The 23,360-nt window shown below is 64.4% G+C and carries 24 protein-coding genes; 12 read left to right on the top strand and 12 right to left on the bottom strand.

Going from position 1 to position 23,360, the window contains the following annotated elements; genetic code table 11:
* Positions 1 to 67 precede the first annotated feature (67 nt).
* A complete protein-coding gene (locus tag IEY38_RS09410) occupies positions 68 to 2,818 on the top strand; it encodes an ATP-dependent helicase (protein WP_188977232.1) in 2,751 nt (916 codons plus the stop codon).
* Between the two features lie 93 nt (positions 2,819 to 2,911).
* Positions 2,912 to 3,550, top strand: coding sequence for a beta-class carbonic anhydrase (locus IEY38_RS09405; RefSeq protein ID WP_188977230.1), 639 nt, complete (start codon positions 2,912 to 2,914; stop codon positions 3,548 to 3,550).
* Positions 3,551 to 3,563: 13 nt separating this feature from the next.
* Here the strand turns inward: IEY38_RS09405 and IEY38_RS09400 are convergent, their stop codons facing one another.
* The gene (locus IEY38_RS09400) at positions 3,564 to 3,929 is read right to left on the bottom strand and encodes a hypothetical protein (protein ID WP_188977228.1); all 366 of its coding nucleotides are present in this window, start codon (positions 3,927 to 3,929) and stop codon (positions 3,564 to 3,566) included.
* Positions 3,930 to 4,078: 149 nt separating this feature from the next.
* On the opposite strand from IEY38_RS09400, the gene IEY38_RS09395 reads away from it, so the two are divergent.
* Together IEY38_RS09395 and IEY38_RS09390 are read left to right on the top strand one after the other, a co-directional pair.
* A complete protein-coding gene (locus IEY38_RS09395) occupies positions 4,079 to 4,540 on the top strand; it encodes a PH domain-containing protein (RefSeq protein ID WP_188977225.1) in 462 nt (153 codons plus the stop codon).
* A complete protein-coding gene (locus IEY38_RS09390; protein WP_188977223.1) occupies positions 4,537 to 6,222 on the top strand; it encodes a PH domain-containing protein in 1,686 nt (561 codons plus the stop codon). Before IEY38_RS09395 ends, IEY38_RS09390 begins: the two co-directional genes overlap by 4 nt.
* On the opposite strand, the gene IEY38_RS09385 is transcribed toward IEY38_RS09390, so the two are convergent.
* Both IEY38_RS09385 and IEY38_RS09380 read right to left on the bottom strand, forming a co-directional pair.
* On the bottom strand, positions 6,223 to 8,958 hold the full coding sequence (locus IEY38_RS09385; protein WP_188977221.1) for an AAA domain-containing protein: 2,736 nt from the start codon (positions 8,956 to 8,958) through the stop codon (positions 6,223 to 6,225). It abuts the gene before it with no gap.
* Positions 8,959 to 9,027: 69 nt separating this feature from the next.
* Positions 9,028 to 9,423 carry a DUF2237 family protein gene (locus IEY38_RS09380; RefSeq protein ID WP_188977219.1) on the bottom strand — a complete coding sequence of 132 codons (396 nt, stop codon included), beginning with the start codon at positions 9,421 to 9,423 and terminating at the stop codon, positions 9,028 to 9,030.
* 159 nt (positions 9,424 to 9,582) lie between these two features.
* Between IEY38_RS09380 and IEY38_RS09375 the strand changes: the two genes are divergently transcribed.
* Positions 9,583 to 10,128, top strand: a complete 546-nt coding sequence (locus tag IEY38_RS09375) for a hypothetical protein (protein WP_004961247.1) — start codon at positions 9,583 to 9,585, stop codon at positions 10,126 to 10,128.
* A 40-nt stretch (positions 10,129 to 10,168) separates the two neighbouring features.
* A complete protein-coding gene (locus IEY38_RS09370) occupies positions 10,169 to 10,504 on the top strand; it encodes a hypothetical protein (RefSeq protein WP_188977217.1) in 336 nt (111 codons plus the stop codon).
* On the opposite strand, the gene IEY38_RS09365 is transcribed toward IEY38_RS09370, so the two are convergent.
* Positions 10,501 to 10,728: a ribbon-helix-helix domain-containing protein gene (locus tag IEY38_RS09365; RefSeq protein ID WP_004518043.1), complete on the bottom strand. Its 228-nt coding sequence runs from the start codon at positions 10,726 to 10,728 to the stop codon at positions 10,501 to 10,503. The two genes, IEY38_RS09370 and IEY38_RS09365, sit on opposite strands and share 4 nt — an antisense overlap.
* Before the next feature lie 74 nt (positions 10,729 to 10,802).
* Here IEY38_RS09365 and IEY38_RS09360 point away from each other — a divergent pair, with 74 nt between their 5' ends.
* The 3 genes from IEY38_RS09360 (at position 10,803) to IEY38_RS09350 (ending at position 14,738) form a co-directional block, all read left to right on the top strand.
* Positions 10,803 to 12,152, top strand: a complete 1,350-nt coding sequence (locus IEY38_RS09360; protein WP_188977213.1) for an MFS transporter — start codon at positions 10,803 to 10,805, stop codon at positions 12,150 to 12,152.
* A 69-nt stretch (positions 12,153 to 12,221) separates the two neighbouring features.
* Positions 12,222 to 12,908, top strand: a complete 687-nt coding sequence (locus IEY38_RS09355) for a glycosyltransferase (protein WP_188977211.1) — start codon at positions 12,222 to 12,224, stop codon at positions 12,906 to 12,908.
* A 42-nt stretch (positions 12,909 to 12,950) separates the two neighbouring features.
* The gene (locus IEY38_RS09350) at positions 12,951 to 14,738 is read left to right on the top strand and encodes an ArnT family glycosyltransferase (protein ID WP_188977209.1); all 1,788 of its coding nucleotides are present in this window, start codon (positions 12,951 to 12,953) and stop codon (positions 14,736 to 14,738) included.
* A gap of 29 nt (positions 14,739 to 14,767) precedes the next feature.
* Here the strand turns inward: IEY38_RS09350 and IEY38_RS09345 are convergent, their stop codons facing one another.
* Genes IEY38_RS09345 through IEY38_RS09330 form a run of 4 tightly spaced genes read right to left on the bottom strand, consistent with a single transcriptional unit; the run spans position 14,768 to position 17,700 of the window.
* On the bottom strand, positions 14,768 to 15,790 hold the full coding sequence (locus tag IEY38_RS09345) for a lysylphosphatidylglycerol synthase transmembrane domain-containing protein (protein WP_188977207.1): 1,023 nt from the start codon (positions 15,788 to 15,790) through the stop codon (positions 14,768 to 14,770).
* Positions 15,787 to 16,644, bottom strand: coding sequence for a polysaccharide deacetylase family protein (locus IEY38_RS09340; protein WP_188977205.1), 858 nt, complete (start codon positions 16,642 to 16,644; stop codon positions 15,787 to 15,789). The genes IEY38_RS09345 and IEY38_RS09340 overlap by 4 nt, the downstream gene beginning before the upstream one ends.
* The gene (locus IEY38_RS09335; protein WP_170096154.1) at positions 16,637 to 17,023 is read right to left on the bottom strand and encodes a DUF2304 domain-containing protein; all 387 of its coding nucleotides are present in this window, start codon (positions 17,021 to 17,023) and stop codon (positions 16,637 to 16,639) included. Before IEY38_RS09335 ends, IEY38_RS09340 begins: the two co-directional genes overlap by 8 nt.
* 2 nt (positions 17,024 to 17,025) lie before the next feature.
* A complete protein-coding gene (locus IEY38_RS09330; RefSeq protein ID WP_188977203.1) occupies positions 17,026 to 17,700 on the bottom strand; it encodes a glycosyltransferase family 2 protein in 675 nt (224 codons plus the stop codon).
* A gap of 273 nt (positions 17,701 to 17,973) precedes the next feature.
* Between IEY38_RS09330 and IEY38_RS09325 the strand changes: the two genes are divergently transcribed.
* The 3 genes from IEY38_RS09325 to IEY38_RS09315 all read left to right on the top strand — a co-directional run bounded on the left by IEY38_RS09325 (position 17,974) and on the right by IEY38_RS09315 (position 20,500).
* Positions 17,974 to 18,396: a cobalamin B12-binding domain-containing protein gene (locus tag IEY38_RS09325; protein ID WP_004592670.1), complete on the top strand. Its 423-nt coding sequence runs from the start codon at positions 17,974 to 17,976 to the stop codon at positions 18,394 to 18,396.
* On the top strand, positions 18,393 to 19,451 hold the full coding sequence (gene meaB, locus IEY38_RS09320; RefSeq protein WP_188977201.1) for a methylmalonyl Co-A mutase-associated GTPase MeaB: 1,059 nt from the start codon (positions 18,393 to 18,395) through the stop codon (positions 19,449 to 19,451). The genes IEY38_RS09325 and meaB overlap by 4 nt, the downstream gene beginning before the upstream one ends.
* Positions 19,452 to 19,558: 107 nt before the next feature.
* Entirely contained in the window at positions 19,559 to 20,500 is a 942-nt protein-coding gene (locus IEY38_RS09315; RefSeq protein WP_188977199.1) for an alpha/beta fold hydrolase, read from the top strand.
* Positions 20,501 to 20,503: 3 nt separating this feature from the next.
* Here the strand turns inward: IEY38_RS09315 and IEY38_RS09310 are convergent, their stop codons facing one another.
* The 4 genes from IEY38_RS09310 to gfcR form a co-directional block, all read right to left on the bottom strand.
* The gene (locus tag IEY38_RS09310) at positions 20,504 to 20,890 is read right to left on the bottom strand and encodes a Zn-ribbon domain-containing OB-fold protein (protein ID WP_005534330.1); all 387 of its coding nucleotides are present in this window, start codon (positions 20,888 to 20,890) and stop codon (positions 20,504 to 20,506) included.
* Positions 20,887 to 22,053, bottom strand: coding sequence for a thiolase domain-containing protein (locus IEY38_RS09305; protein ID WP_188977197.1), 1,167 nt, complete (start codon positions 22,051 to 22,053; stop codon positions 20,887 to 20,889). Before IEY38_RS09305 ends, IEY38_RS09310 begins: the two co-directional genes overlap by 4 nt.
* Positions 22,054 to 22,210: 157 nt before the next feature.
* Complete coding sequence (locus tag IEY38_RS09300) at positions 22,211 to 22,408, bottom strand: DUF5800 family protein (protein ID WP_004592677.1); 198 nt, start codon at positions 22,406 to 22,408, stop codon at positions 22,211 to 22,213.
* A gap of 105 nt (positions 22,409 to 22,513) precedes the next feature.
* Complete coding sequence (gfcR, locus tag IEY38_RS09295) at positions 22,514 to 23,152, bottom strand: transcriptional regulator GfcR (protein WP_005534332.1); 639 nt, start codon at positions 23,150 to 23,152, stop codon at positions 22,514 to 22,516.
* Positions 23,153 to 23,360: the final 208 nt, after the last annotated feature.

The following is a 23,360-nucleotide window of genomic DNA, read 5'->3' as shown; positions in this document are numbered from 1 at the left end:
CGTTTTCCCCATCGATATGGCGGAACCCACTTGCCGTGGCAGTCCTACTGGTCGGTAAGAGCCGACAATGGGAGGACGCGAGCGTCTCGCAGCGACGGACCCGGGCTTCGACCCGGAGGCGGTCGATATCGACGATGGCGAGGTGCTGGACCGCCTCGCACCTGTCGTCCAAGAGTGGTGGGTCGAGCAATTCGGCGAGTTCGTCCCCGGCAACGGCGGCTTCTTCACGCCGCCACAGAAGGAGGCCATCCCGCTCATCCACGAGCGCGAGAACGCCCTCATCTGCGCGCCCACGGGGAGCGGCAAGACCCTCGCGTCCTTTACTGGTATCATCAACGAACTGTTCGGGAAGGCCCGCGAGGACGAACTGGAGAACTCCGTCTACTGCCTGTACGTCTCGCCGCTGAAGTCGCTGGCAAACGATATCCACCGGAACCTCGGACAGCCACTCGACGGTATCACAGCCAAGCTTGCGGAACGCGGCGAGGACGTGGAAATCCGCCACGCGATCCGCCATGGCGACACCAGCGACAGTGAGCGGCAGGCGATGCTCGAAACGACGCCCCACATCCTCAACACGACGCCGGAAACCCTCGCAATTCTGCTCAACTCACCGAAGTTCAAGCAGAAACTCGAAACCATCGAGTACGTCATCGTCGACGAGATCCACAGCCTCGCCGGGAACAAGCGCGGGACCCATCTCTCGGTGTCATTGGAACGATTAGAGGAGATGGTCGAGACGTCACCGACGCGGATCGGCTGTTCGGCGACCGTCGAGCCGCTCGACACCGTCGCGGAGTTCCTGGTCGGCCGCGAGGAGCCCGGTGGCGACCCTCGCGACTACGAAATCGTCGACACGCGCTTCGCCCGCGATTTCGACATGGAGCTGTCCTGTCCAGCTGACGACCTCATCAACACGCCGCGGGATATCGTCACCGAGCGGTTCTACAAGCAACTTCACGATCACATCCAGTCGCATACGAACACGCTCGTGTTCGCCAATACGCGCTCGGGGGCCGAACGGGTCCTGCATAACCTCCGCGAGAAGTTCGACGGCTACGACGAATCGAACTCCGGGTGTCACCACGGCTCGCTCTCGAAGGAGCGACGCCGCGACATCGAGGAGTCGCTGAAGGAGGGGTCACTCGATGTGGTGACGACCTCGACCAGCCTGGAACTGGGTATCGACATGCCCCACATCGACCTCGTCGTACAGGTCGGCTCGCCCAAGTCCGTCGCCGCGTTGCTCCAGCGTATCGGCCGCGCGGGCCACCAACTTGGTGAGACTGTCGAGGGCCGCGTCATCGCGCTCGACCGTGACGAACTGGTCGAGTGTGCGGTGATGCTCGAAAAGGCCGAGCGGGGCTTTGTCGACCGCGTATTCATCCCCGAGAACGCACAGGACGTAGCAACCCAGCACGTCTACGGCATGGCTATCAACGACGTTCGCCCCGAAGCGACGTTCAAAAGCGTCCTCCGACGTGCCTACCCGTACCGGGATTACGACGACGAGGACTGGGAGCAGCTGATGCGGTATATGACTGCTGATTACCCGGGAATGGAGGACAAGAACGTCTACGCCAAGATCTGGCGGGACACCAACGACGCGCCCGACGGCGAGCACCACTACGAGGAGTACGACGTGGGTGAGCACCTCATCGGCAAACGCGGTCGGCTCGCGCGAGTCATCTACATGACCAACATCGGGACGATTCCGGATTCGTTTACCTGTGATGTGGTCACCCGGAGCGACGACAGCTGGGTCGGCCAGCTTGACGAATCGTATCTGGACACGTTAGAGAAAGGTGACGTGTTCGTGCTCGGCGGGGACAACTTCGAGTACCGCTACCGCCGCGGGTCGAAGGTGTACGTCGACCGGACCGCCGCCCGCCCGACGGTGCCGTCGTGGTTCTCCGAACGCCTCCCGCTTTCGTACGACCTCGGGCGTGAGATCCTCGATTTCCAGGACCAACTGCTGGACCGGCTGGCCGACGGCGGGATGTCAGAGGTCCGCAACTGGCTCCGGACCTTCCCCGTCGATGAGAACAGCGTTCGAGCTATCGCGCGGATGTTCCGCGAGCAGGTAGCCTACGCCGGGCCAGAGAGCGTCGCCACCGCCGACCGTCTAGTCATCGAGGAGACGCTGGACCACGACGAGTACGAACGGCACTACCACGTCCACTCGAACTACGGCCGGCGGTTCAACGACGGCTTTTCTCGGCTACTGGCGTATCACATCGCCCGGGAAGCAAGCGCGAACGTTCAGGTCGCCGTCGCCGACAACGGCTTCACGCTCTCGATGCCGCTGAACCGGAAGGTCGATATCGCGCGAATCGTCGGCGACCTAGACCCCGAGACGGCCCGCGAGGACCTCCGGGCCAGCCTCGACGGGACGGACCTTCTCCAGCGGTACTTCCGCATCAACGCCACGCGGTCGCTGATGATTCTCAAACGCTACAAGGGCTACGAGAAGTCCGCCAGCGAACAACAGGTGTCCTCGGAGATGCTGCTCGGGTTCGCCGAGGACCTCGGCGACTTCGCCGTCGTCGAGGAGACTTACCGCGAGATTCTGGGGGACAAACTGAACGTCGCCGGCATCGAGACCGTCCTGCGTGCGATACAAAACGGCGACGTGGACGTGGTCCGGACCCGCGTCGACTCGCCGTCGCCGCGCGCGTTCGGCCTCGCGACGCTGATGGCCAGCGACGTGGTACTTGCCGAGGACGAATCGGCCGTCCTCCAGGAGTTCCACCAGCGAGTCCTGAACGAAATCGAGGACGGAAACAGCGAAGACAGCGCTGTCGCGACTGACGACTGAGAGGCTTGCACTGCCCGACTTGGTTGTCTTCCCTCCGCTGGACTGCCGCCGAGCAAGCAGTAAAGGCCACGTGGCACAAAGGCGTGTTCTGCAATGCCACACCACACACACGGGAGCGACGACACGCACGAGCACAGCGAACCGGAGGCCGGCCACGTCCACGAATCGGTCGACGACGGCGTCGACGCGAGGGACGACTGGGCGCGTCGACGGCGCAAGGGAATCCCGACCGACAAGCAGTTGCTCGTCGTCGCCTGCATGGACGAGCGAATCCCCGTCGAGGACGCGCTCGGCCTCTCGCTGGGCGACGCACAGATATACCGCAACGCCGGCGGCAAAGTGACAGACGACGTAATTCGCTCGGCCGCGCTGACAACACAGTATTTCGATACGACCGAAATCATCGTCGTCAACCACACCGATTGTGGGATGATGAGCGCGTCCGACGAGGATATCGTCGCGGGGTTCGAGGCCGCGGTCGACGGCGACCTCGATGATATCGATCTGGACCCAGCACTGCCGGAGCTAGACATCGGTGACGCGTCAATCGCGGAGTGGGTCCGGATGACCGACGACATCGATGCGGCTTGTGCGGCACAGGTCGAATACCTCGAAAACCACGAGCTGATTCCCGACGACGTCACGGTGACAGGCTACGTCTACGAGGTCGAGAGCGGCCACCTCCGTCGGCCCGGCGAGCGGGTCTCCGAACAGGTCAACGAGCGCGTGTAGTTCGTTGCGGTCGTCACTGGGTGGCGTACGACGCCGTCTCGTTTTCGGTCATCCCGGCGTCCATCTCGTCGTCACCCATCGATTCGCCGTCCGCGGGCTCCGTCATCGATTCGGTCATTGCGCTGCCCTCCATCGACTCCGTTTCATTACCTTGTACCATCGAGCTGTTCGTTTCGCCGCCATCCATCGACTCAGTCATCGCTTCGCTTTCCATCGAATCGGTCCCCTCGCCTTCCATCGAGTCAGTCATCCCCTCATTGTTCATTGACTCCGTCTCCTCGTCTCCGGATTGTCCGTCGCCGCCGGCACAGCCGGCGAGCGGGAGCGTGACACTTGCAGCGGCGAGCGTCGTCAGAAACGTCCGTCGGCTTCGTGACATACGCCTTGTCCGGCGTCGGGAGCATACAAGGACGTTTTCCGAAGTTCCGGACGATTTCGCCCACTGTTTGCCCCGTGTGTGGGTCGAAACGCTTCCAATTTCGCCCCGGAGCCAAACCGTTAATCCGCGGCCGGCCCCTCAATTCGGACATGGAGTCGCTCCACCCGCGGGTGAGACTGCTGTGGGTTCTGTCGACAGTTATCCAGGCGTCGGTACTCGGCGTCATCGCGTATCTCGTCGACCGGTTCGCTGTCTCGCTGCCACAGACGGTCATCGTCGGCGGCTGGGTTGTGCTCGTGCTTCTGGGTGTCGCCCACGCCATCGCTGCTCACCGCATCTGGCGTTTTGACCTGCAGGACGACGCGCTCTTTCTCCTTCGTGGTGTCGTCACCCGGACCGACACGTCGGTGCCGTACGTCCGCGTCCAGCACGTCGACACCACGCGCGGCCCGGTCGAACGCGCAATCGGGCTAGCGAGCGTCGTCGTCTACACCGCCGGGACCCGCGGCGCGGACATCACCATTCCCGGGCTACGACCGGAACGGGCGACCGAACTACGCGAACAACTCCGTGACCTCGCGAACGAGAGCGAGGCCACGGACGCGGTATGAACCGGCTCCACCCCCGGAGTGCGGTCCTGCGCGTCGCCAGAGCAGCGCTGCAAGGCGGTTTCTTTGGCTTCTTCGGGGGCTCACTCGGAACCGGAATGCTCGGACTGCCGGGGTTCGCGGTTCCGCTGCTCGGCCTGCTCGGTGCGTTGACGTTTAGTGGGTACGCGCTGGCGCGCTATCTCCGCTTTCGCTACGAACTCGACGGGGACACGCTCACCGTGGAATCCGGCGTCTTCGCCAGACAGTCCCGCCAGATTCCGCTGGGTCGTGTCCAGAACCTCGATGTCGAACAGAACATCATCAACCGCCTGCTCGGACTCGCAATCGTTCGCTTCGAGACGGCCGGTGGCAGTGCGACGGAAGCCACCCTCGACGCAGTCGACGAGACCGAAGTCAAACGTCTCCGGAACTACGTGCGAACCCACGACCGGGACGAGGCCACCGGGACCGAGACGGGAGCCGCCGACGCGGTGTCCGAGGCTGCGACATCTAGCCGGGCAGCCCACGCTGATCTCCCCGGAGTGAACGGCTCCACGCCTGCACGGACCGGTGACGCCCAGACGGCGGATGATTTTGGGGACCCGGTTTCGGCCTCGGACACGGCGGAACGCGACCAGCCGGACGGGTCGCTGCTGTTCGCGTTCGACCAGCGCGAACTCCTGACGTACGCGCTCGTCTCCGTTCGACCGGCCGCGCCGGTCCTGACGCTAGCGTCGCTCCCGCTTGGGATGGACGTCGTCTGGGCCGTCCTGCGGTTCAACGCGACCCTTTCCGGCGCATCGCTCAATGGACCTGTCGTCCGCTGGCTGGCCAGCTCACCGGAAACCACGCGACTCGTCGTCTTCGCCGCCCTCTCCGCCATCCAGTTCCTCCTGCTGGCACTGGTCGTCAGCGTGGCACTGACAGTCATCGAGTACTACGGCTTCCAGCTCACGCAGGCCGACGGCGACCTCCGGTACGAGCGGGGACTGTTGCGCCGCTACAGCGGCAACATCCCGATGGAGAAGGTCCAGACGGTCACCATCCGCGAGAACATCCTGATGCGGCGGTTCGGCTACGCGACGCTGGCCGTCGAGACAGCCGGCTACAGCGGTGGAAACCAGCAGTCGACGCAGGGTGTCGCTGTCCCACTGGCCCCCCGTGAGGAGGTGTACGAACTGGCCCGCGATATCGAGCCGTTCGGCGACCTCAACTTCGACCGGTCGCCCACACGCGCCCGTCGGCGCTATCTCGCTCGCTTCTCGCTGGCCGCGGCCGGCCTCACCGCAGTCGCCTACGCCGTGGACTCGCTGGTACTTGCAACGGGCTATTGGTGGCTCGCCGCCCTCCTCTTTCTCCCGGTCGTGCCGGCGGCCCACCTCCGCTGGCGACACCGCGGCTTCGACCTCGATGACTCGGTACTGGCGACCCGGAGCGGCTTCTGGCGGCGGACGACGCGCATCGTCCCCTACTACCGGCTCCAGACGGTGTTCGTCACGCGGTCGCCGTTCCAGCGCCGCCGCGACCTAGCGACTGTGGGAGCCGACACGGCGAGTTCGTCAAGCCTGCTCGGCGGTGTCGCTCGGGTGTACGACATCGATGAGGACACCGCAAGCGAACTCAGAGATACGCTGCGGGAACATCTCACCGCACACGTTGCAGGGCTGCGGACGGGCGACAGGGTCAGCGACGCGGACTCTTAGTCAGCCCCGCGCCCACTCGACCATCCGGCCGTACACCTCGTCGGTCGCCAGCGCGTCGCCGTCGCCGACGAGAACGAGCGCCTTCTTCGCCCGCGTGAGTGCGACGTTGATACGCCGGTAATCCTCGAATATCGGGCTGTCAAGCGTCCCGGTGGCGACAAAGGAGATAACGATGACCTCCTTGCTCGACCCCTGGAACCGGTCAACCGTGTCGACGGTCACGTCCGGCAGGCGCTTCGATATCTCGGCGACCTGCGCGCGGTACGGTGCGATGACGCCGATGTCGTCGGCTGGCACTCCCGCCGACCGGTACGACGCGACGATGTCGGCGATTCGGTCGGCCTCGGTGGGATTGGTGTTGCCGACCTGGCTGCCGTCCGGGTCGACGAACGCCACGCGGTCCCGGAGGCCTTCGGGCAAGTTCGACAGTGAAACACCGTCGAGATCGTCGAGCCGCTGGGCAGCCACCTCGCCATTCGCCGGCCGCAACTGCCCGTCGTAGAACTCCTGCGAGGCGAAGGCTTGGATGTGCTGGGCCATCCGGTACTGGCGGTCGAGCATCACGCCCGCGTCCGGGTGGGCGTCTATGAGCCGCTCGAACAGCGAGGTCGTCAGCGTCTCGTCCTCTGACTGGACCACCGGCGGGAGCTGCTGGTGGTCGCCGACCAGCACGAACCGGTCGGCCAGCGTCGTCGCCGCGAGCGTCCCTGGCTCGGTCAGTTGGCCGGCCTCGTCGACAACGGCCACGTCAAACTTCTGGGTCTGGAGCGTGCTCCCGCCGCAGGTAGCTGTCGTCGCCGCGACGACCTGGGCATTCTGGAGCCGACTCGCACACTCGCCCGGGTCGCCGCTGGTCTCCAGACGGTATTTTTGCATATCTTCGCGGACGCCACTCTCCGTGCCGACACGGACGATATCGGTGTAGCCCTGGTCTTCCAGCGCTTCCAGCAGATTGTCGACGGCGCGGTTGGTAAAAGCCGAGAGCAGGACGCGGTCGCCCCGGTCTACGAGGGCTCGGACCATCCGCGCCAGCGTGTACGTCTTGCCCGTCCCCGGCGGCCCATGGACGAGCGCGAAGTCCTCAGCACCGACCGCTAGCTGGACGGCCTCGTTCTGGGCGTCGTTGTTGTCGATGAACGTCTCCTCTACCGAATTGAACTCCGGTTCGCGCCGTCCGAACAGCACGTCCTTCTGTTCGGGCGGCTGGAGGAGCACGGCGTCGTGCAGCGCGTTCTGGAGCCGGTCGGTCGTCAGTTCGGAGGGGTATACGTCCAGTCGGCGGAGATCAAGCGGCTCGTCGGCCGTGACGACGATCTCCGCGTTCACGGCGTCGCCGTTCCCGCTGTCCGAGGCGCGTGGCGCCTCGTTGCCCAGTCGCTCGACCCGCGCCAGTTCAGCGTCGCCGGTCACCGGGTCGCCGTCGCTTGCGAGCACGAGATTGCCCTCGCGGATCTTCGAGACGGCCCCGGTCCCGGTCGCCCGGAGTTCCCAGCGGCCGCCGTCGAGTTCCCGGCGACCGGTGGGTTCCAGGTCGATGAGCGCCCGGTCGTTGTCGGCGCGCTCCTCGGGCGTCTGTTCCCAGAGCTTCGCGTACTCCCGGTGAACGGACCGGCGCTCGGCCTCGACGGCCGTGTAGAACCGCTCGAAGTAGTCCAGTTCCTCGTCGGGCACCGCTCGGCCGACCTGTCCCGCCTTGGATTCCTGGTCGAGGCGGCCGGAGACGGCCATGCAGGTGTCCTGCTCGAAGCAGTACTCGCATTTGGCGTTGGCCTCGTAGCCCGTCGGCACGCTAGAGTCGTACTCCATCGCCGCAATCGCGTTGCGGGTCCGAACGACGTAGTTCAGCAGCCCGCTCCCGATAGAGAACTCCTTGGCCGGCGAGAGATCGCCGCTCTCCTCGTTGCGGTCGACAGCGGCGTTTTTTGTATAGAGGAGCGTGCCCGTGTCCGGGGCCGCGTCGACAGCGCTGTCTGCGCCAGCCGAACGCTCGCCTAGCATCAAAGCGTACGCCGTCGCCTGTATCTTGTCCTGAAACCGCGGCTCCCGCTTGGTGTTCTTGCCGGTCTTGAGCTCGACGGGCATACCCCGCCTGACGGCGTCGGCCCGCCCTTTCATGCCGAACCGCTCGGAAATGAGCGTCATCTCCGAGCGCCACTGGTCAGTTTCAGTTAGCGTCCCCTGTTGGAGCCACCCCTGAATAGCCGACGCGTGGTCGCGTACGTCGCCGGCCACCTCGTCGGCTTCTCGGCCCAATAATCCGATGTCCAGTCCGGCAGCGTCGACCTGCTCTTCGATGGCGGTTTCGAGGTCCCGGCCCCGAAGCAGGTCGCCGAAGACCTCGTGGACGATGGTCCCTTTCACCAGCGGATAGGCGTGCTCCGCGCCGTCGAGTTTCCGGAGGTAGTACATCCGCGGGCACTGCACCCACGCCCGGATGTCGGTCACGTCGACGAGGAAGTCCGGCTGGACGACGAGCGTGGCGTCGCCGCCGACGGAATACTGCTGTTCGCCCTGATACTCGCGTTCGTCAGGGTTGTAGACGGCAATCTCCATTCCCGTCTCGATGGCCGCGGCGTTCTCGGTCCACTTCCCCCAGAGCGTGACCGTCGTCGGCTCGCCGGCCCCTCGGTCGGGTCGGATTGTCACCTCACAGAGGTCGCTCTCGCCGTACTGGGTGTTCACCGTCTTCGGCTCGTCGATGTCGACGACGACACCGCGAACACGGTCTACGCTCATGCTTCGGCCCTCCCCTGTTGCACGACTCAAGCGACGGGGCGGTCCCTCAAAAGTCGTTCGCGCCGGGGCTCATTCGCTGGTCGCATCGGCATCGGACTCGGTGTCGGCGGCGTACTCTTTGAGCGTCTCCAGCGACACGTCTTCGAGCACGTCCTCGCTCGTCGCGTCGAGATTCACCGGCGGTGCGTGCCCGGCCTCGTGGGCCTCTATCCAGCGCGGAACGCAGACACACCAGTGGTCGCCCGGGTCGAGGCCCGGAAAGTTCAGCTCCGGCCGCGGCGTCACGAGGTCGTTGCCCTGTGCCTTGCTGTACTCCAGAAACTCAGCCGTCATCACGGCACAGATCTCGTGCCGTCCCGGGTCGCGCTGGAGCGGGTAGCAGTAGCCGTCGCGCATGAACCCCGTCTCCGGGTCCATCGAGCAGGGAGCTAGCTCCCCGCCGAGGACGTTGCGTTCGCTTTCCATACCACGTCTGGCTGTTCCGGGGAGTAAAGCCGTTCGGCTACGTGACTGACACGCCGGCTGGCGAGGGTCCTTAGCTTCCGCACAGCGATGACCAGTCGGTCGCTGTGCCATTCCGGACCGATGGGTTCATTCTGACCCAGGCCGAACAAGCGACTGACAATGCGCGTTCGCGACTGGCAGGACATTCTCGAAGACGTGATGGAGAGCAATGCCAATCCGGGGGACTGGCGTGCCGTCGGGGGCGACCGCGCGAACGGAATCGGCGAGGACATCTACTTCGGTCACCCTGACGCCGGTGTCTACCAGCTGAAGACATATGCAAAGAACCCCTTCGAGGTACAGGGCGTCGGGTCGCAAGTGGCCCGCCGCATCGACGACGATATCGACCCGCTGTTCCCGAATGACGGGTCGGGCATCTTCGGCGTCCAGCAGGGACCGGAGGACGAGGACGACGCCAAGGAGAAGGCCAAGAACCTCGAAACGGTGCTCGAAACGCATGCGGACGCACCCACGTCGCCGCAAGCGTTGCTTGAGGACATGATGGACGCGATGGACTCCCCGGCCTACGGCCCGATGGAGTTCGACCACCACGACCGACCCGACCAGATGAGCGAACTCACTGAGACGTTCGAGGAAGCGGAGGAACTACTCGATGCGGAGTTCGAAGACGTCATCGAGGAAGACGTAGAGCGGGGCTTCTACTGATGGTCAACCGGACCCACCCAGTCTGTACCGGGGGCCGCTGATGGTCGGTCCCTCGATGACGGACGCCGACCGGAAACGATTTCTCAGATATACGCAAGTCGGCTTCGCACTCCTCTTCGGCGTCTCGATGGGGCTTGTGACGTTGTACGGTGGTTCGGAACTACCGATTGTCGCTGTAACGTTTGTTGGCGGAACCGTCGTTGGCGGTGGCCTCGCGTGGTACATCATCCCGGAGAGCATCGCGGAAACGCCCTACGAGTCAGTCGACAGAGGTCCGAAACCCGGCGCAAAAATGAAACAACAGCGGCAGGAAGACAACGGCTCCGGACAGCGGGCATCCGAGGACGACAGCCGGCTCTCACAGAACCGCGATTAGAGGAAATCGTCCTGCATCGCCGGGTCCTGCTGTTCGGAGGCCGTCTGGTCGAAAATCTCTTCATCGAGCGTCTCGGTCTCTTCGGTCGTGGTATTGTAGGCCGAAATCCCTCGCTTCAGGAGGTCTTCCACGGCCTGGTCACGGTTGAGGAACTCGCCCTGTTCGACGAGTCGCTGGATGTCCGAGTCGACCTGATCCGGAAGTGACACCTTGATCTTGCTCACACTTGCCGCCTATACTGTTCGGACATAAAAACCCACCCCTGGTTCTGGGAGGGGGTAAAAAGGCGCACGCGTAGATGCGCGGAACCGTCACACACTTGCCGGCGGCAGACACGAACCACAGTGTGAACGCGAACGACCGAGCGATCACCGCGCTGGTCATGCTCGCACACGGTCTGGTCCACACCTACGAGATGGCGGTCCCGATATTCGTCGTCATCTGGCTCACCGAGTTCGACCTCATCAACCTCGGTATCGCACAGTTCAACGTGACGACGGCGACGGTCGGCGTCATCGTGACGCTGGGCTACGGCCTGTTCGGGGCCGGCGCACTCCCGGGCGGTATCGTCGTCGACCGAATCGGCTCCCGGCGGCTCATCACCGGGTGTCTGCTCGGCATGGGCGGCTCGTACATCCTGCTGGGACTGGCTCCGAGTATGGTCATCATCGCGCTGGCGCTTGTCCTCTGGGGGCTCTCGGCCAGCGTCTACCATCCGGCCGGGCTCTCGCTCATCAGCAAAGGTGTCGAACAGCGCGGGACCGGACTGGCCTATCACGGCGTCGCCGGCAACCTCGGTATCGGCCTCGGCCCGCTCGTCGCCGCGATTCTTCTGCTGGTCGCCGAGTGGCGGACCGTCGCGCTCGTCCTCGGCGTTCCGGCGTTGCTCGCCGCCGTCTACGCCTCGCAGGCGAGCTTCGACGAGACGGCAGCAGTGGCGACCGCGACTGACGGCGGGTCGAGGGCAAGTAGTGGTATCGACTCGCTTGAGGAGTTCCTCTCGGAGAGCAAGCATCTGCTGGCCGGGAGCTTCCTGCTCGTGTTCCTTGTCGTCATGTGCTCGGGGCTGTACTACCGCGGCGTCCTCACGTTTCTCCCGGAACTCCTGCGGGACCTGCCGGGTTTCGAACCGATCCCGATAGAGACCCTGTTGCCTCCCAGCGTCCTGTCAGCACTCGGTATCGAGGCCGGGACGGGCCAGACGCTCAAGCCACAGGACTACTTCTATGCGGGCCTGTTACTCATCGGCGTCCTCGGCCAGTACGCTGGCGGCAAACTGACCGACCGGATTCCCGTCGAGTACGGCATCGCCGGCTCGTTCCTGGTGCTTGCCGCCCTTGCGGCGCTGTTCGTTCCGGTGTCGGCGATGGGCTTCGGTCCGCTGGCGGTGCTCGGTGCGCTTCTGGGCGTCGCGCTGTTCGTCGTCCAGCCGATGTATCAGGCCGCTGTCGCGGAATACACGCCTGCCGGCACCCGCGGACTCTCGTATGGCTTCACCTATCTGGGCGTGTTCGGCGTCGGCGCGCTCGGCGGCGGTCTCGCGGGGTCGATTCTGGCCTTTGCGAACGCGACGGCGCTGTTCGGGACACTCTCCGGTATTGCACTCGTCGCTGTTCTCGCGGGGACTGCTCTCGCACGGCGTTCGTAACCGCCTGAGCATCGGGCAGGCCGTCGCATCGCTTGCTATTTCTGTCTGTACGATGTACCTGCTGCTCAGATGGACGCCGCAGTCATCGTCCCGGCCTACAACGAGGCGGAGTCGCTGGCCCGCTGTCTGGCTCCCTTCGAGTCACAGTCCGTGGAACTGATCGTCGTAGTCGGCGGCGACGACGGCACGGAACAGGTGGCCCGTGACACCCCCTTCGTCGACACCGTCGTTCGGTGCGACGAAGGCGGGGCGGGAATCGCCAGGAATCGAGGAGCCGAAGCCGCGACAGCGCCGATTCTGCTGTTCACCGATGCAGATACGGTGGTTCCCGAGGACTGGGTCCGCCTGCATCTCAGGCACTACGTTGACGACGAGGTGATCGGGGTCGGTGGCCCCGCGCGGCCACTCGAAGACAGCCTCAAGCACCGCGTACTGTTCAAATTGCTGTCGGACTACTGGTATCGGGTGTCCTGGCCGCTGGGTTTCGTCCAGCAACCGGGCTTCAACTGTAGCTTCCGGGCCGACGCCTTCGAGGCCGTGGGCGGCTTTGACGAGGACATCCCGTTCATGGAGGACACGGAACTCTCACTGCGGATGAAAGACTACGGCCAAATCGTCTACGACGCCGATTCCTGCGTGGCCACGTCCGCGCGTAGAGAGGCTGACGAAGGGTACCTCTCACTGTTTGCCAAGTACGTTCGGGGATACGCCAATCACTACATCTTCCGCCGGGAGTTCGATGCCGACTACTTCTGAGAAGGGCAGCCTTTTCAACACACACACCGGAGCACTGACACGATGAGTGGCTGGCGGTCACTGCCCCGACGTGCTGTCGAACAGGTACGGGCGGACCTCCGGGACAACCCGTACCTCCGCTACGTACTCCTGCTGTCGGCTGTTATGGTCGGGTTCTGGTTCTGGCACCGCATCCCGAACTTCGCGACCCGGGACGAGTACAGCCGCTTGCTCGACGCGATGGTCGTCTACGGGTCGGTCCTCGAAGAACCGACTTTCGAGGGACTCAAGGCCGGTATCGAGTGGGGCCGAGCGCCGTTCGGCGCGACGCTATATCTCTATGCGCTGGCTATCCTCCCTGTCGTACTCGTTGCGGCTTTCATTGGGGACCTCGGCGCGTTCACTACGATTGCCTTCCCCGGCTGGGAGTTCGGCCACTACGAGGTCTGGGCCGGGACCCCCGAGTGGATCTGGACCTGGAGCCTTGTCTCTATCCGGCTAACTAACGTCGTTGCCGCGCTCTGTGTCGTCTACCTCACGTACCGCCTCGGCGTCGCAATCGAGGGGCGCAACGCCGGCCGGCTCTCGGCCGTCGTACTCTCGCTGACTTTCGGCTTCCTCACCATCTCGAAGGAGGCCGGCGAGGACATGCCGGCGCTGGTGTTCGTCCTCCTTGCGCTGTATCTGCTGGTCAGGTACGTCCAGACCGACGACGGAACGCTGTTTCTGGCAGCGAGCGCTGCCGGCGGCGTGGCTATTGCGTTCAAACTGACGGCTGCGCCGGTCATCCTGCTTATCGGCGTCGCCTTCCTGCTGCGTGCCCATGCTACTGACGCGCCGCTGACGGAGACGCTGTACCGGCCGAAGCTCCTGCTGAGTGGCGCACTGCTCGGCTTCGCCATGATCGTGCTCGGGTTCCCGACCGCGCTCGTGGCAGGGGCCGAACCGTTCATCGAGCGGGTGTTCGGCGGCTCGACCTCGCGGATGAGCCACCCAACGGGTCCCGACGCCCCGATGTGGTGGTGGTTCCTGCGGGGCTATTTCAGCGCGCTGGGACTGCCGCTGGTTACCGCGGCCGCCGCCAGCGTCGTGGCAACTGTCGCTACGTTGCGTGACCGCAGTTCCGGCGTCCACGGCACTGTCCTCGTCCTGACGGGACTGGTGGCCTATATCGCGATGTTCTCCCAGTGGCACGACTTCCGGGTGCACCACCTCCTTCCGACGTTCCCGCTCATTGCCTTGCTCGTCGGCGGACGACTGGTGACCCTCCGTGAACGCTCGTCGTCTCTGGCGCGGCCGGTGATGGCTATCTTGCTGGTGACGACGGCCGTTTACGCCAGCGTTGGGACAGCACAGTTTGCGTCGATGCCCCGGGACGAAGCGACAGCGTGGCTCGAAGACAACAGCGACGACGGAGACGTGGTGGAGACGTACCGCGTCCACGTTCAGGACACCGCCGTCCCGCACTCGCTGACCGCTCGACACGTCGCCGGCCAGGACTCGGAGGCGGAGGAAGCGATGGCGTGCCCCCGATACATCCAGATCGGGTACCGGGATCTGCTGTATCTCAAGGAGGACACCTACTACCGGAACGGCGACGCACAGGCCACCTATCTCCGGAGCCTCCTGAACGAGGAGTACAACTACCGAATCGTCGCCGAGTTCGGGGAGCGGCCGCCGAACTTCGTGCCCCAGCGACCGACGCCCGGCTCGTTCACCGACCTGCTCCGGCTCGGCGTCGTCCCACATACGGACCAGTTCGCCGACGAGCAGGAACTCGCAGCGAACCAGTACACCCTTATTCTGGAACGTGACGGCGAGTGCGACACGAGCCGCCATCCGCCGTTCTGAGTCCGTCTTGACGTGACTCTCTCGGGCCGCTATTCTGTCGTCAGTGACGTGACGTCGAGTCGAACAGAGGGATACCAGCCCGCGAGCGACGGCAGGTAGATACTCAGGAACCGGTCGACGAAGATGATGGGGATGATGACTTCCGCTGGGATGCCCAGCGCGACGAACACCGCCGTCGCCGTCGCTTCGGCAACACCGATCCCGCCGGGCGTCAACGGCAGGAGCGTCACGGTGTACGCGACCAGAAGATACAGCGGCAACGCGACCAGCGGTTCGAACCCGGCGCCGAAACTCCCCAGCAGCAAGCCCACGCGGACGCCGGGCGCGAGGACGAGGTCGACGGCCCAGCCGACTGCGTAGCGTAGCCACACTGCTGGCTCGCTCACCAGTGACCGAAATGTCGTGGTTGAGCTGTCGGTGAATTCGAGCAGGCCGTCGAGCTGCGACGCGAGTGCCTCACCGACGCGCGGAACCCGGACCGCCACCCCGGACAGCCAGCCGATAAGCCGGTCCAGATAGGCGAGGTTGAGGCCGCCAAACAGTACCGTCAGACCGGCCACGAAGTACAGGCTCGTCGCGAGCGCCAGCAGCATGAGGAGTTCGAGCCGGAGCAGTGGAATCGCCAGCACGAGCCCTGCGGTCGCCGCCACGCCATAGTATAGCGCGAAGATGGCGGTGTGAAGCGCTGAGGCGGCTGCGGCGTCGCTGTAGGCCATTCCGGTCTGGCTCCGGAGGACGAACGGCGCGGCCAGCCGCCCGGAGAGCCGCGACGGGAGCAACTGGTTGACGAAGTTCACGATGAGCGTCGTCCCGGCGGCGGTCCGGAACCGAGCGGGCGCGAGTGGGGTCATCACCGCGTGCCATGTGTAGGCTCGGCCACAGATGCCAAGAACGCTGACGACAACGATCGCGAGCACCGCTTCGGTCTCGACGCCGGCGAGTAGGTCGATCGCGCTGGCGATGTCGAACTGCGTGAGCAGCCACGCTAGCGCAACGACGGCGAGTCCGTACTGGGCGACCGTGATCCCCAGATCACGAGCCCGGTTCGTCACGGCGTCTCGCCCCTGTGGAGCCGTGTCGCGGCTGTTTCACCGTCCTCCAGAACGGCCCGTGCGGTCGTGAACTCGAAGTCCTGCTGTAGAATCCGTTCGACGGCCCGTCGCATCCAGTCGCCGGTCCTGACGTACACCCGCGTCGGCACCCCCTCGACGGCCGGTAGGTCCACCAGTTCCCACGGATGGACGTACAGCATCGGCGTGATGCCCTGACGGGCCAGTAGCTTCATGCCCAGAATCGTGTATCGCGGGCCGAAAAACCGGATCCAGGTCCCGGTGAGGGGCAGCTGCAGGCCCGGCATGACGCTCGCCGGGAACTCAGTAATGCTGTCCGGTGCGTCCAGGTGGACTGCCGTCGCCGGGACAGGTTCGTGGAGGTCGTACTCGCCGCCGTACCACCCCGGAATCGACCGGCTTGAGACGACGCTAGAGTCGTACGTGTACCCGATATCGGCAAGCAGGTCGAAGTGGTCGTCGGTGATGTCAAAGGCAGGCGCGCGGAACCCGGAGACCCGCTCGTCTGTGACTCGCTCCAGCACGTCCTTCGACTGGGATAACTCCACCCGTCGCTCCTCACTGTCGATATCAGAGAGCAACTGGTGTGTGTGCGTGTGCGAGGCGATCTCTATACCCGCGTCAGCGAGCGCTCGCACAGCGTCGGGATGAGATTGGGCGACTGACGACACTACGAACGCGGTCGAATCCGCGTCGTGTTTTGCGAGTGTCTCCCTGAAAAACCGGCCACCATCGAGGCCGACACCGTCGCGGTCGGTCGTCCCCGACGCGCTCCGGTACGCCGGCGTCTGCGTGAACAGCTCGAAATCTATCGACAGTACCGCACGGTCAGTCATCCTGCTCGTCCTCGGTCCGTAGCTGGTGTTCCTCCAGTTCGCTCCGAAGAAGGCTCAGCTCCTCGTTCAGCCGCGACAGCCGGTCGTACATGTGCCCGATACGGTTGAGCAGGTACGTCACCGCGACGAACAGCGTCAGGTTCGAGATGACGAGGATGGCCCGGGCTTTCCACTCCAGACCGAGCAGCCGCGCCACGATCTCGAACACGTTGGGGACGATGGCGACGACGATGAGTCCCGTGCCGAGCAGCAGCGACATCACGAACAGTTCTAGTGATTCGCGTTCGCTTCGGACGATGATGTAGCCGTTCGCGAGGAAGGCCAGGCCGACGACCAGCGACAGGAGATTGACCAGTGAGTAGTCGAATCCAAAGACCATAGTTAGCGAAAGAGGAGGACGCGAAACACCGTGTCAGTCATCCGGAGCGGGTAGAGCACGAGCGTGTCGAGGCTGAACTGCGACTCGCCCTCGTCCCGGATCGGCATCTCTATCGATACCTCTTCGATTCGCTGGCCGCGCTGGGCCGCATCGAGCGTCTGTTCGACCGCCCAGTGGTTGTCCGAGCGGTGGAGGATATCTTGTAGTGCCGACACGCGGTAGACGCGGAAGCCGCTCGTCACGTCGGTGATATCGATGCCGCCGAGCCTCCGTACGACGGTCGTGAAGAACGTGATTCCCAGCCGCCTGATGAGCGGGTAGTCGTCGATGCTCTCGTTCAGGTAGCGGCTGCCGATGACCATGTCCGCGTCCTCGGCGTGGTCCAGCAGGGTTGGAATCTTCTCCGGGTCGTGCTGGCCATCGGCGTCGACCTGCACGACGAAGTCGTAGCCGTGGCGGATCGCGTACTGGTACCCCGTCCTGACGGCCCCACCGACACCGGTGTTAAAGACGTGTGTGACGACGTGTGCGCCGTGCTCCCGGGCGATTGCCGCGGTATCGTCCGACGACCCGTCGTCGACGACGACGACCTCGTCAACGTAGCGGCTCGTTCCGTCGATCACCGACCCGATGGTGCTCGACTCGTTGTACGCGGGGATGACGGCGACTGTTCGCACTGGTGGAAACGCCGCTAGCAGCGAACTTAGAATTGTCGTTCTCTGGAATACCTCACTCGGAGTCTGTGAGTGTGTACTTGGCCGTTTCGCTCACGCAATACGACCTCTGTGGGCTATATCGGACGTGAAACCGAATAGTCGGGAGACCGCTGTTTCCCACGACCAAGGTAGTGGTAATTGTTTACAGGCCTCTTGCTCAGAGGAGCACTTGCCCCGAGATAAGTCATGATGAATAGGGCAAGAATGAAAACACACCGCGCGGTACGTACTGCCATGAGTGTCGAGCAGGAGCAGACGGAACGGACCATCAGGTGTCTGGTGGCGAAAGTCGGACTCGACGGTCACGACCGGGGCGCACATGTCATCGCGCGGGCGCTCCGTGACGCCGGCTTCGAAGTGATTTACTCGGGGCTCCATCGAGCGCCCGACGAGGTTGTGCAGGCCGCCGTGCAGGAGGACGTGGATGTCGTCGGTATCTCCATCCTCTCAGGGGCTCATAACACGCTCGTCCCGAAGATTCTCGACGGGCTGAAGGAGTACGACGCGTTCGACGACCGGCTCATCCTCGTCGGCGGCATTGTCCCGGATGACGATCAGGAGGAACTTCGCGGGCAGGGCGTCGACGAAATCTTCGGTCCGGGTGCGTCGATGGAGGAGATGATCGACTACATCCACGAGAACGCGCCCGAGCGATGAGCGATCTCGTCGCTGACCTGCTCGCGGGCAAGCACAGCGCCCTCGCCAGGGTCATCACGAAGATAGAGAACCGCTCGCCGGGGTATCGGGAGATAATCTCCGACCTGCACCAGCACACCGGAACAGCCGACGTTATCGGTGTCACTGGCAGTCCCGGCGCGGGCAAGTCCACGCTGGTCGACAAGGTTGCGGCGACCTACCGCGAGCAGGGACTGACTGTCGGTGTCATCGCCATTGATCCGTCGTCACCGTTCTCGGGCGGCGCGGTGCTGGGCGACCGGATACGAATGGCCTCGAACGCGGGCGACATGGACATGTTCTTCCGGTCGATGTCCGCGCGTGGGTCCCTCGGCGGGCTGTCGACGGCGACGACCGACGCCGTGACCGCGCTGGACGCGTTCGGCAAGGACAAGATCATCGTCGAGACGGTCGGCGCTGGCCAGAACGAGGTCGACATCGTCCGCACTGCTGACACCGTCGCCGTACTCGTGCCGCCGGGTAGCGGCGACGACGTACAGATGCTTAAGGCCGGTATCCTCGAAATAGGCGACGTGTTCGTAGTCAACAAGGCCGACCTCGACGGGGCCGACCGGACCGTCCAGCAGCTCCGAGAGATGCTTCAGGGACAGAGCGGCCGGCCGAACTCCGGCCATCACGGCGCGACCGAACTCGCCGGTGACAGTGACGACGCGGCCACCGACGACGCCGATGCTGTGGACGACGAGACGGAGACGTGGGACCCCCCTATCGTAGAGACGGTTGCCAATCGGGGCGAAGGCGTCGAGGACTTCCTGAACACGCTGGCCGACCACGGCGAGTATCTGGACCGAACCGGCCGACGTGAGGGACAGGCACGGGAGCGATTCGCCGCCGAAATCCGAACCCTGCTTCGGGAGGACGCCAACGAGCTACTGGTCGACGAACTCGACCGCCGCGGCGGTATCGAGCAGTACGTCGACGCCGTCATCGAGCGCCACACTGACCCATACACGGTCGTCGACGAGGTCCTCGCGCCGCTCCGGGAGTGCCTCGACGAGCCTCGCGACGGGAGCTAAGTCCGGGGCTGTCGCGTTTACGGAACCACGTTTGCCCGGGCCGATAGCGACAGCCATCTACCGCTCGTCCAGCATGTATAACATACTCGGGGCCCCAAGTCATCAGTATGAAACTCCGCAAGGCGCTCGGTGCAGTCGTCGGTGCGGTCGGTGCGACAGCCGCTGCCAACCGCGTGCTGCAGTCGCGGGCCGGCGCGTTCGAACCGATGCTCGACGGGGAACAGGGGACGTACCGCTGGCGCGGGTTCGATATCGCGTACACCGAGGCCGGCGACCCGTCGGACCCGGACCTCGTGTTGTTCCACGGCATCAACGCCGCTGCCAGCAGCCACGAGTTCCATACGGTGTTCGACACGCTGGCGGAGGATTACCACGTCATCGCGCCGGATCTGCCGGGCTTCGGGCAGACGGACCGGCCGCCGCTGCTGTACTCGGCATCGCTGTACACGGCCTTTGTACGGGACTTTATCGAGGACAACACCACCGACGCGACTGTCGTCGCGTCGTCACTGACTGGGGCCTACGCCGCCAGCGCGGCACAGGAGGTCAACGTGAAGGAACTCGTCCTCGTCTGCCCGACGGACAGTTCGATGGGGAATCGCACCGTCTGGCTCCGCTCGCTCCTGCGCGCCCCCGTCATCGGCGAGGCCATCTACAACCTCACCGTCTCGAAGCCTTCTATCCGGCACTTCCACGCCGACCACGGCTACTACGACATGGACAACCTCACCGAGGAAGTCGTCGACTACGAGTGGCAGAGCGGCCACCAGCCCGGTGCGCGATTCGCGCCGGCGTCGTTCGTCTCCGGCTTCCTCGACCCGGAAGACGACCTCGGCGAAACACTGGCCGGCCTCGACGTGCCCGTAACGCTGGTCTGGGGTGAGGACGCCGACATCACGCCGCTCTCGAAGGGTCGTGACCTGGCCGAGCAGGCGGACGCGATGCTCGTCGTGTTCGGCGATTCGCTGCTTCTGCCCCACGTCGAACATCCCGGTGAGTTCGTCGACGTGGTCCGTGACAGAGTGACGTCGGTAACAGTCGAGAACTGAGCCTCAGCGCGGTCGGAACACGACCGCTCTCTCCCCGGTCGTTACGCGCTCGCCGACATCGAGGCCGACTACGTCGCCGATGGAGACGTCGTCGGGGTCCACGTCACGGACCAGCCCCGTGACCGAAACCGGTCCGAAGTCGGCGATAGCGGTGACGTAGGGCGCGTCGTCCTCGAACTGCGGCGTCGGGACCGTGATCGTCGTGTGGCTCGCGATTTCGCCGGACTCCGGTAGGTCGACCTCCGAGAGGTCCTGGTCGTGACAGCGCGGGCACACCCGCCGGGGCGGCAGCCAGCCGTGGCCGTTCGAACATTCGAGGTAGTAGCCGTTGTCCGATTCGATGCTGTCGAGCCACGCGTCGTATTCGCCGTCTTGTGCGGATTCAGTCATTCTCGCACCTCCATGATGTGGACGGTCGTAGACGCGACTGTGCCGCCCGCGTTGTGCGCGACGCCGACGGTGCTGTCCGGGACGGCGTCGGCCCGCGGGTGCGACCCGTCGAGTAGCCAGGCAACGGTCGCTAGCTGGGCGACGCCGGTCGCGCCGACCGGGTGACCCTTGGCTTTCAGCCCGCCCGAGAGATTTATCGGGCGGTCGCCGTCGCGGGTCGTTTCGCCGTTGCGTGCCGCGGCGATGCCCTCGCCGCGCTCGTAGAAGCCAAGCGATTCGATTGCGAACACCTCCGCGATAGTGAAACAGTCGTGGACTTCGGCGAAATCGACGTCGTCGGGACCGACGCCGGCGTCTTCGTAGGCCTCGTCGGCGGCCTTGTCTGCGGCGGGCGTCTGGGCTAGATGCGGACGGTCCTGTAACGCGAGATTGTCGCCGCCCTGGCCGGTTCCGGTGATGGCGACCGGGGCGTCCAGATCGCGTTCCTCGGCGTAGGACTCCGTCGTCAGGACGGCGGCTGCAGCGCCATCCGTAATGGGACAGGAATCGTACAGGCCCAGCGGGGACGCAATCGTCGGGGCCTCGGTAGCGTCCTCGACCGTGATCTCCTTTTGAATCTGTGCGTGTTCGTTGACCAGCGCGTGCTCGTGGTTCTTGACGGCGATGTGTGCGAGGTCCTCGTGGGAGCCGCCGTACTGGTCGAAGTACGACCGGGCCATCAGCGCGTAGGCCCCGGGGAAGGTCATCCCGGCACGGACCTCGTAGAGGTCGTCGGCGGCGATGGCGAGCGCGTCCGTCGCCGCTGCCGTCCCGATGTTGGTCATCCGCTCCGCGCCGCCGACGACGACGACCTCCGCCTCGCCGTTCCGGATCGTCTTGACGGCTTCACGAACGGCTGTCCCGGCGGATGCACAGGCTGCTTCGACGCGAGTCGCTGGAACGTCCAGCCCGATGGCCTCGGCCATCAGCGGGCCCTGATGGCCCTGATGTTCCGCGAGCTCTCCCATGAAGTTGCCGTAATAGAGGGCCTCAGCGTCGTCCGGGTCGATTCCGGCCTGCGAAAGCGCTTCCAGTCCGGCCTCGGCGAACAGGTCTCGGCCGGTTCGCTCGGGGTGTTTCCCGAAATGTGTCACGCTGGCCCCGGCGATACGTGGGTCTGACATTATCTCCCAGTGTGCGCTGACGGCTTAAATGCCTACTGTTCGGATGGTTAATTAGCGCATAATCACCGGCTTAAACGCCTACAAACGGGATATAGGTTCTCAGCAAGAATTAATTTCCCACGACAGTTCTATATCCTTCAAAGGAATTTGTCCCGTGTCAGTTCACAATCTCGGCGATACGCTGGGGTTCTCCCGACAGCGCGGGTTCCGGTTCAACCATCTGTAGGACCTCGTGGTCGGTCACGTTCGGATACGACTTCTGGACGGCGTCTTCGATGAGGGCCTTTTCAAGGCGGAACTCCGTCCCTTCGTAGACGACATCCACGCCCTGTTCGTCAAACGACAGTACAGTCATACAGCGAATTACGCACGGCACGAATAAAAGGATAGTCTCTCGCGCGGCCGCGCAGGTCCGGCGACTGCCCGGCAAAACGCGTGGCCGGGCCACTCGTCAGGGCCGTTACGAGTCGCCGTCGCTGCCGACTCGGATGACCTGTAGCAGGGAGTACACCGGGACGCCGCGGATGTCGCCGATGCCGCGCTTGTCAGCCAGCACGACGCAGGCCACGGGATTGCCGCCCTGTTCGTGGATAGCGTCGATGGTTTCCCCCATCGTCTTGCCGCTCGTAATAGTGTCGTCGACCACGTAGCAGTCTCGGTCCCGAATTTGCGCGAAGTTTCGGGAGAACGAGCCATCGCTGGTTTCGCTCTCGTCGTCGTCCCACTGGTGTTTGGTCGGGGCGTACGTCCCCAGGTCCGTTTCCAGTTCCCGGGCAACGGTCGTCGCAAGCGGTGCGCCGGCTTTCTCGATGCCGATGGTGAGGTCCACGTCGTCGCCTTTCTTCGAGAGCAGGTCAGCCATCGCCGCTCCTGCGTGGTACAGCCGGTTGCTGTCACGACCGACGGCGGACCAGTCGACGTGGATGTCGTGGGGACCACCGTCGTCGCTCGTATCCGGTTCCGTGCCGGTACCGCTGCGTTCGACAAGCCAACTCGCCGTCTCCCGGGAGACGTTGAGTTCATCAGCAATCTCGCCCTTAGAGAGGCCACGCTGTGCCAGGTCGGACGCGCTGTCGACGAGGTCGTCGATATTCTTCATACCATCATCTCCGTGTGCGAGGATTTAATAGGCAGTGTTCTTCACCCACCAAAATCTATTTACAACAGTCGTTGTACTAACCTATTGGCTGGGTACACTCTCCCTGCTATCCGGGGCCAGGTGGCGATCCCGTCAGGTCACCAGCATCCACATCCCTCAACCCGGCCGGCGCCAACCGTCTGTCACACAGCATGGTTGTCCACGGGAC

Source organism: Haloarcula sebkhae (genome assembly GCF_014647415.1).
Classification (GTDB): Archaea; Halobacteriota; Halobacteria; order Halobacteriales; family Haloarculaceae; genus Haloarcula; species Haloarcula sebkhae.
This window is presented reverse-complemented; position numbering and strand designations above follow the sequence as displayed.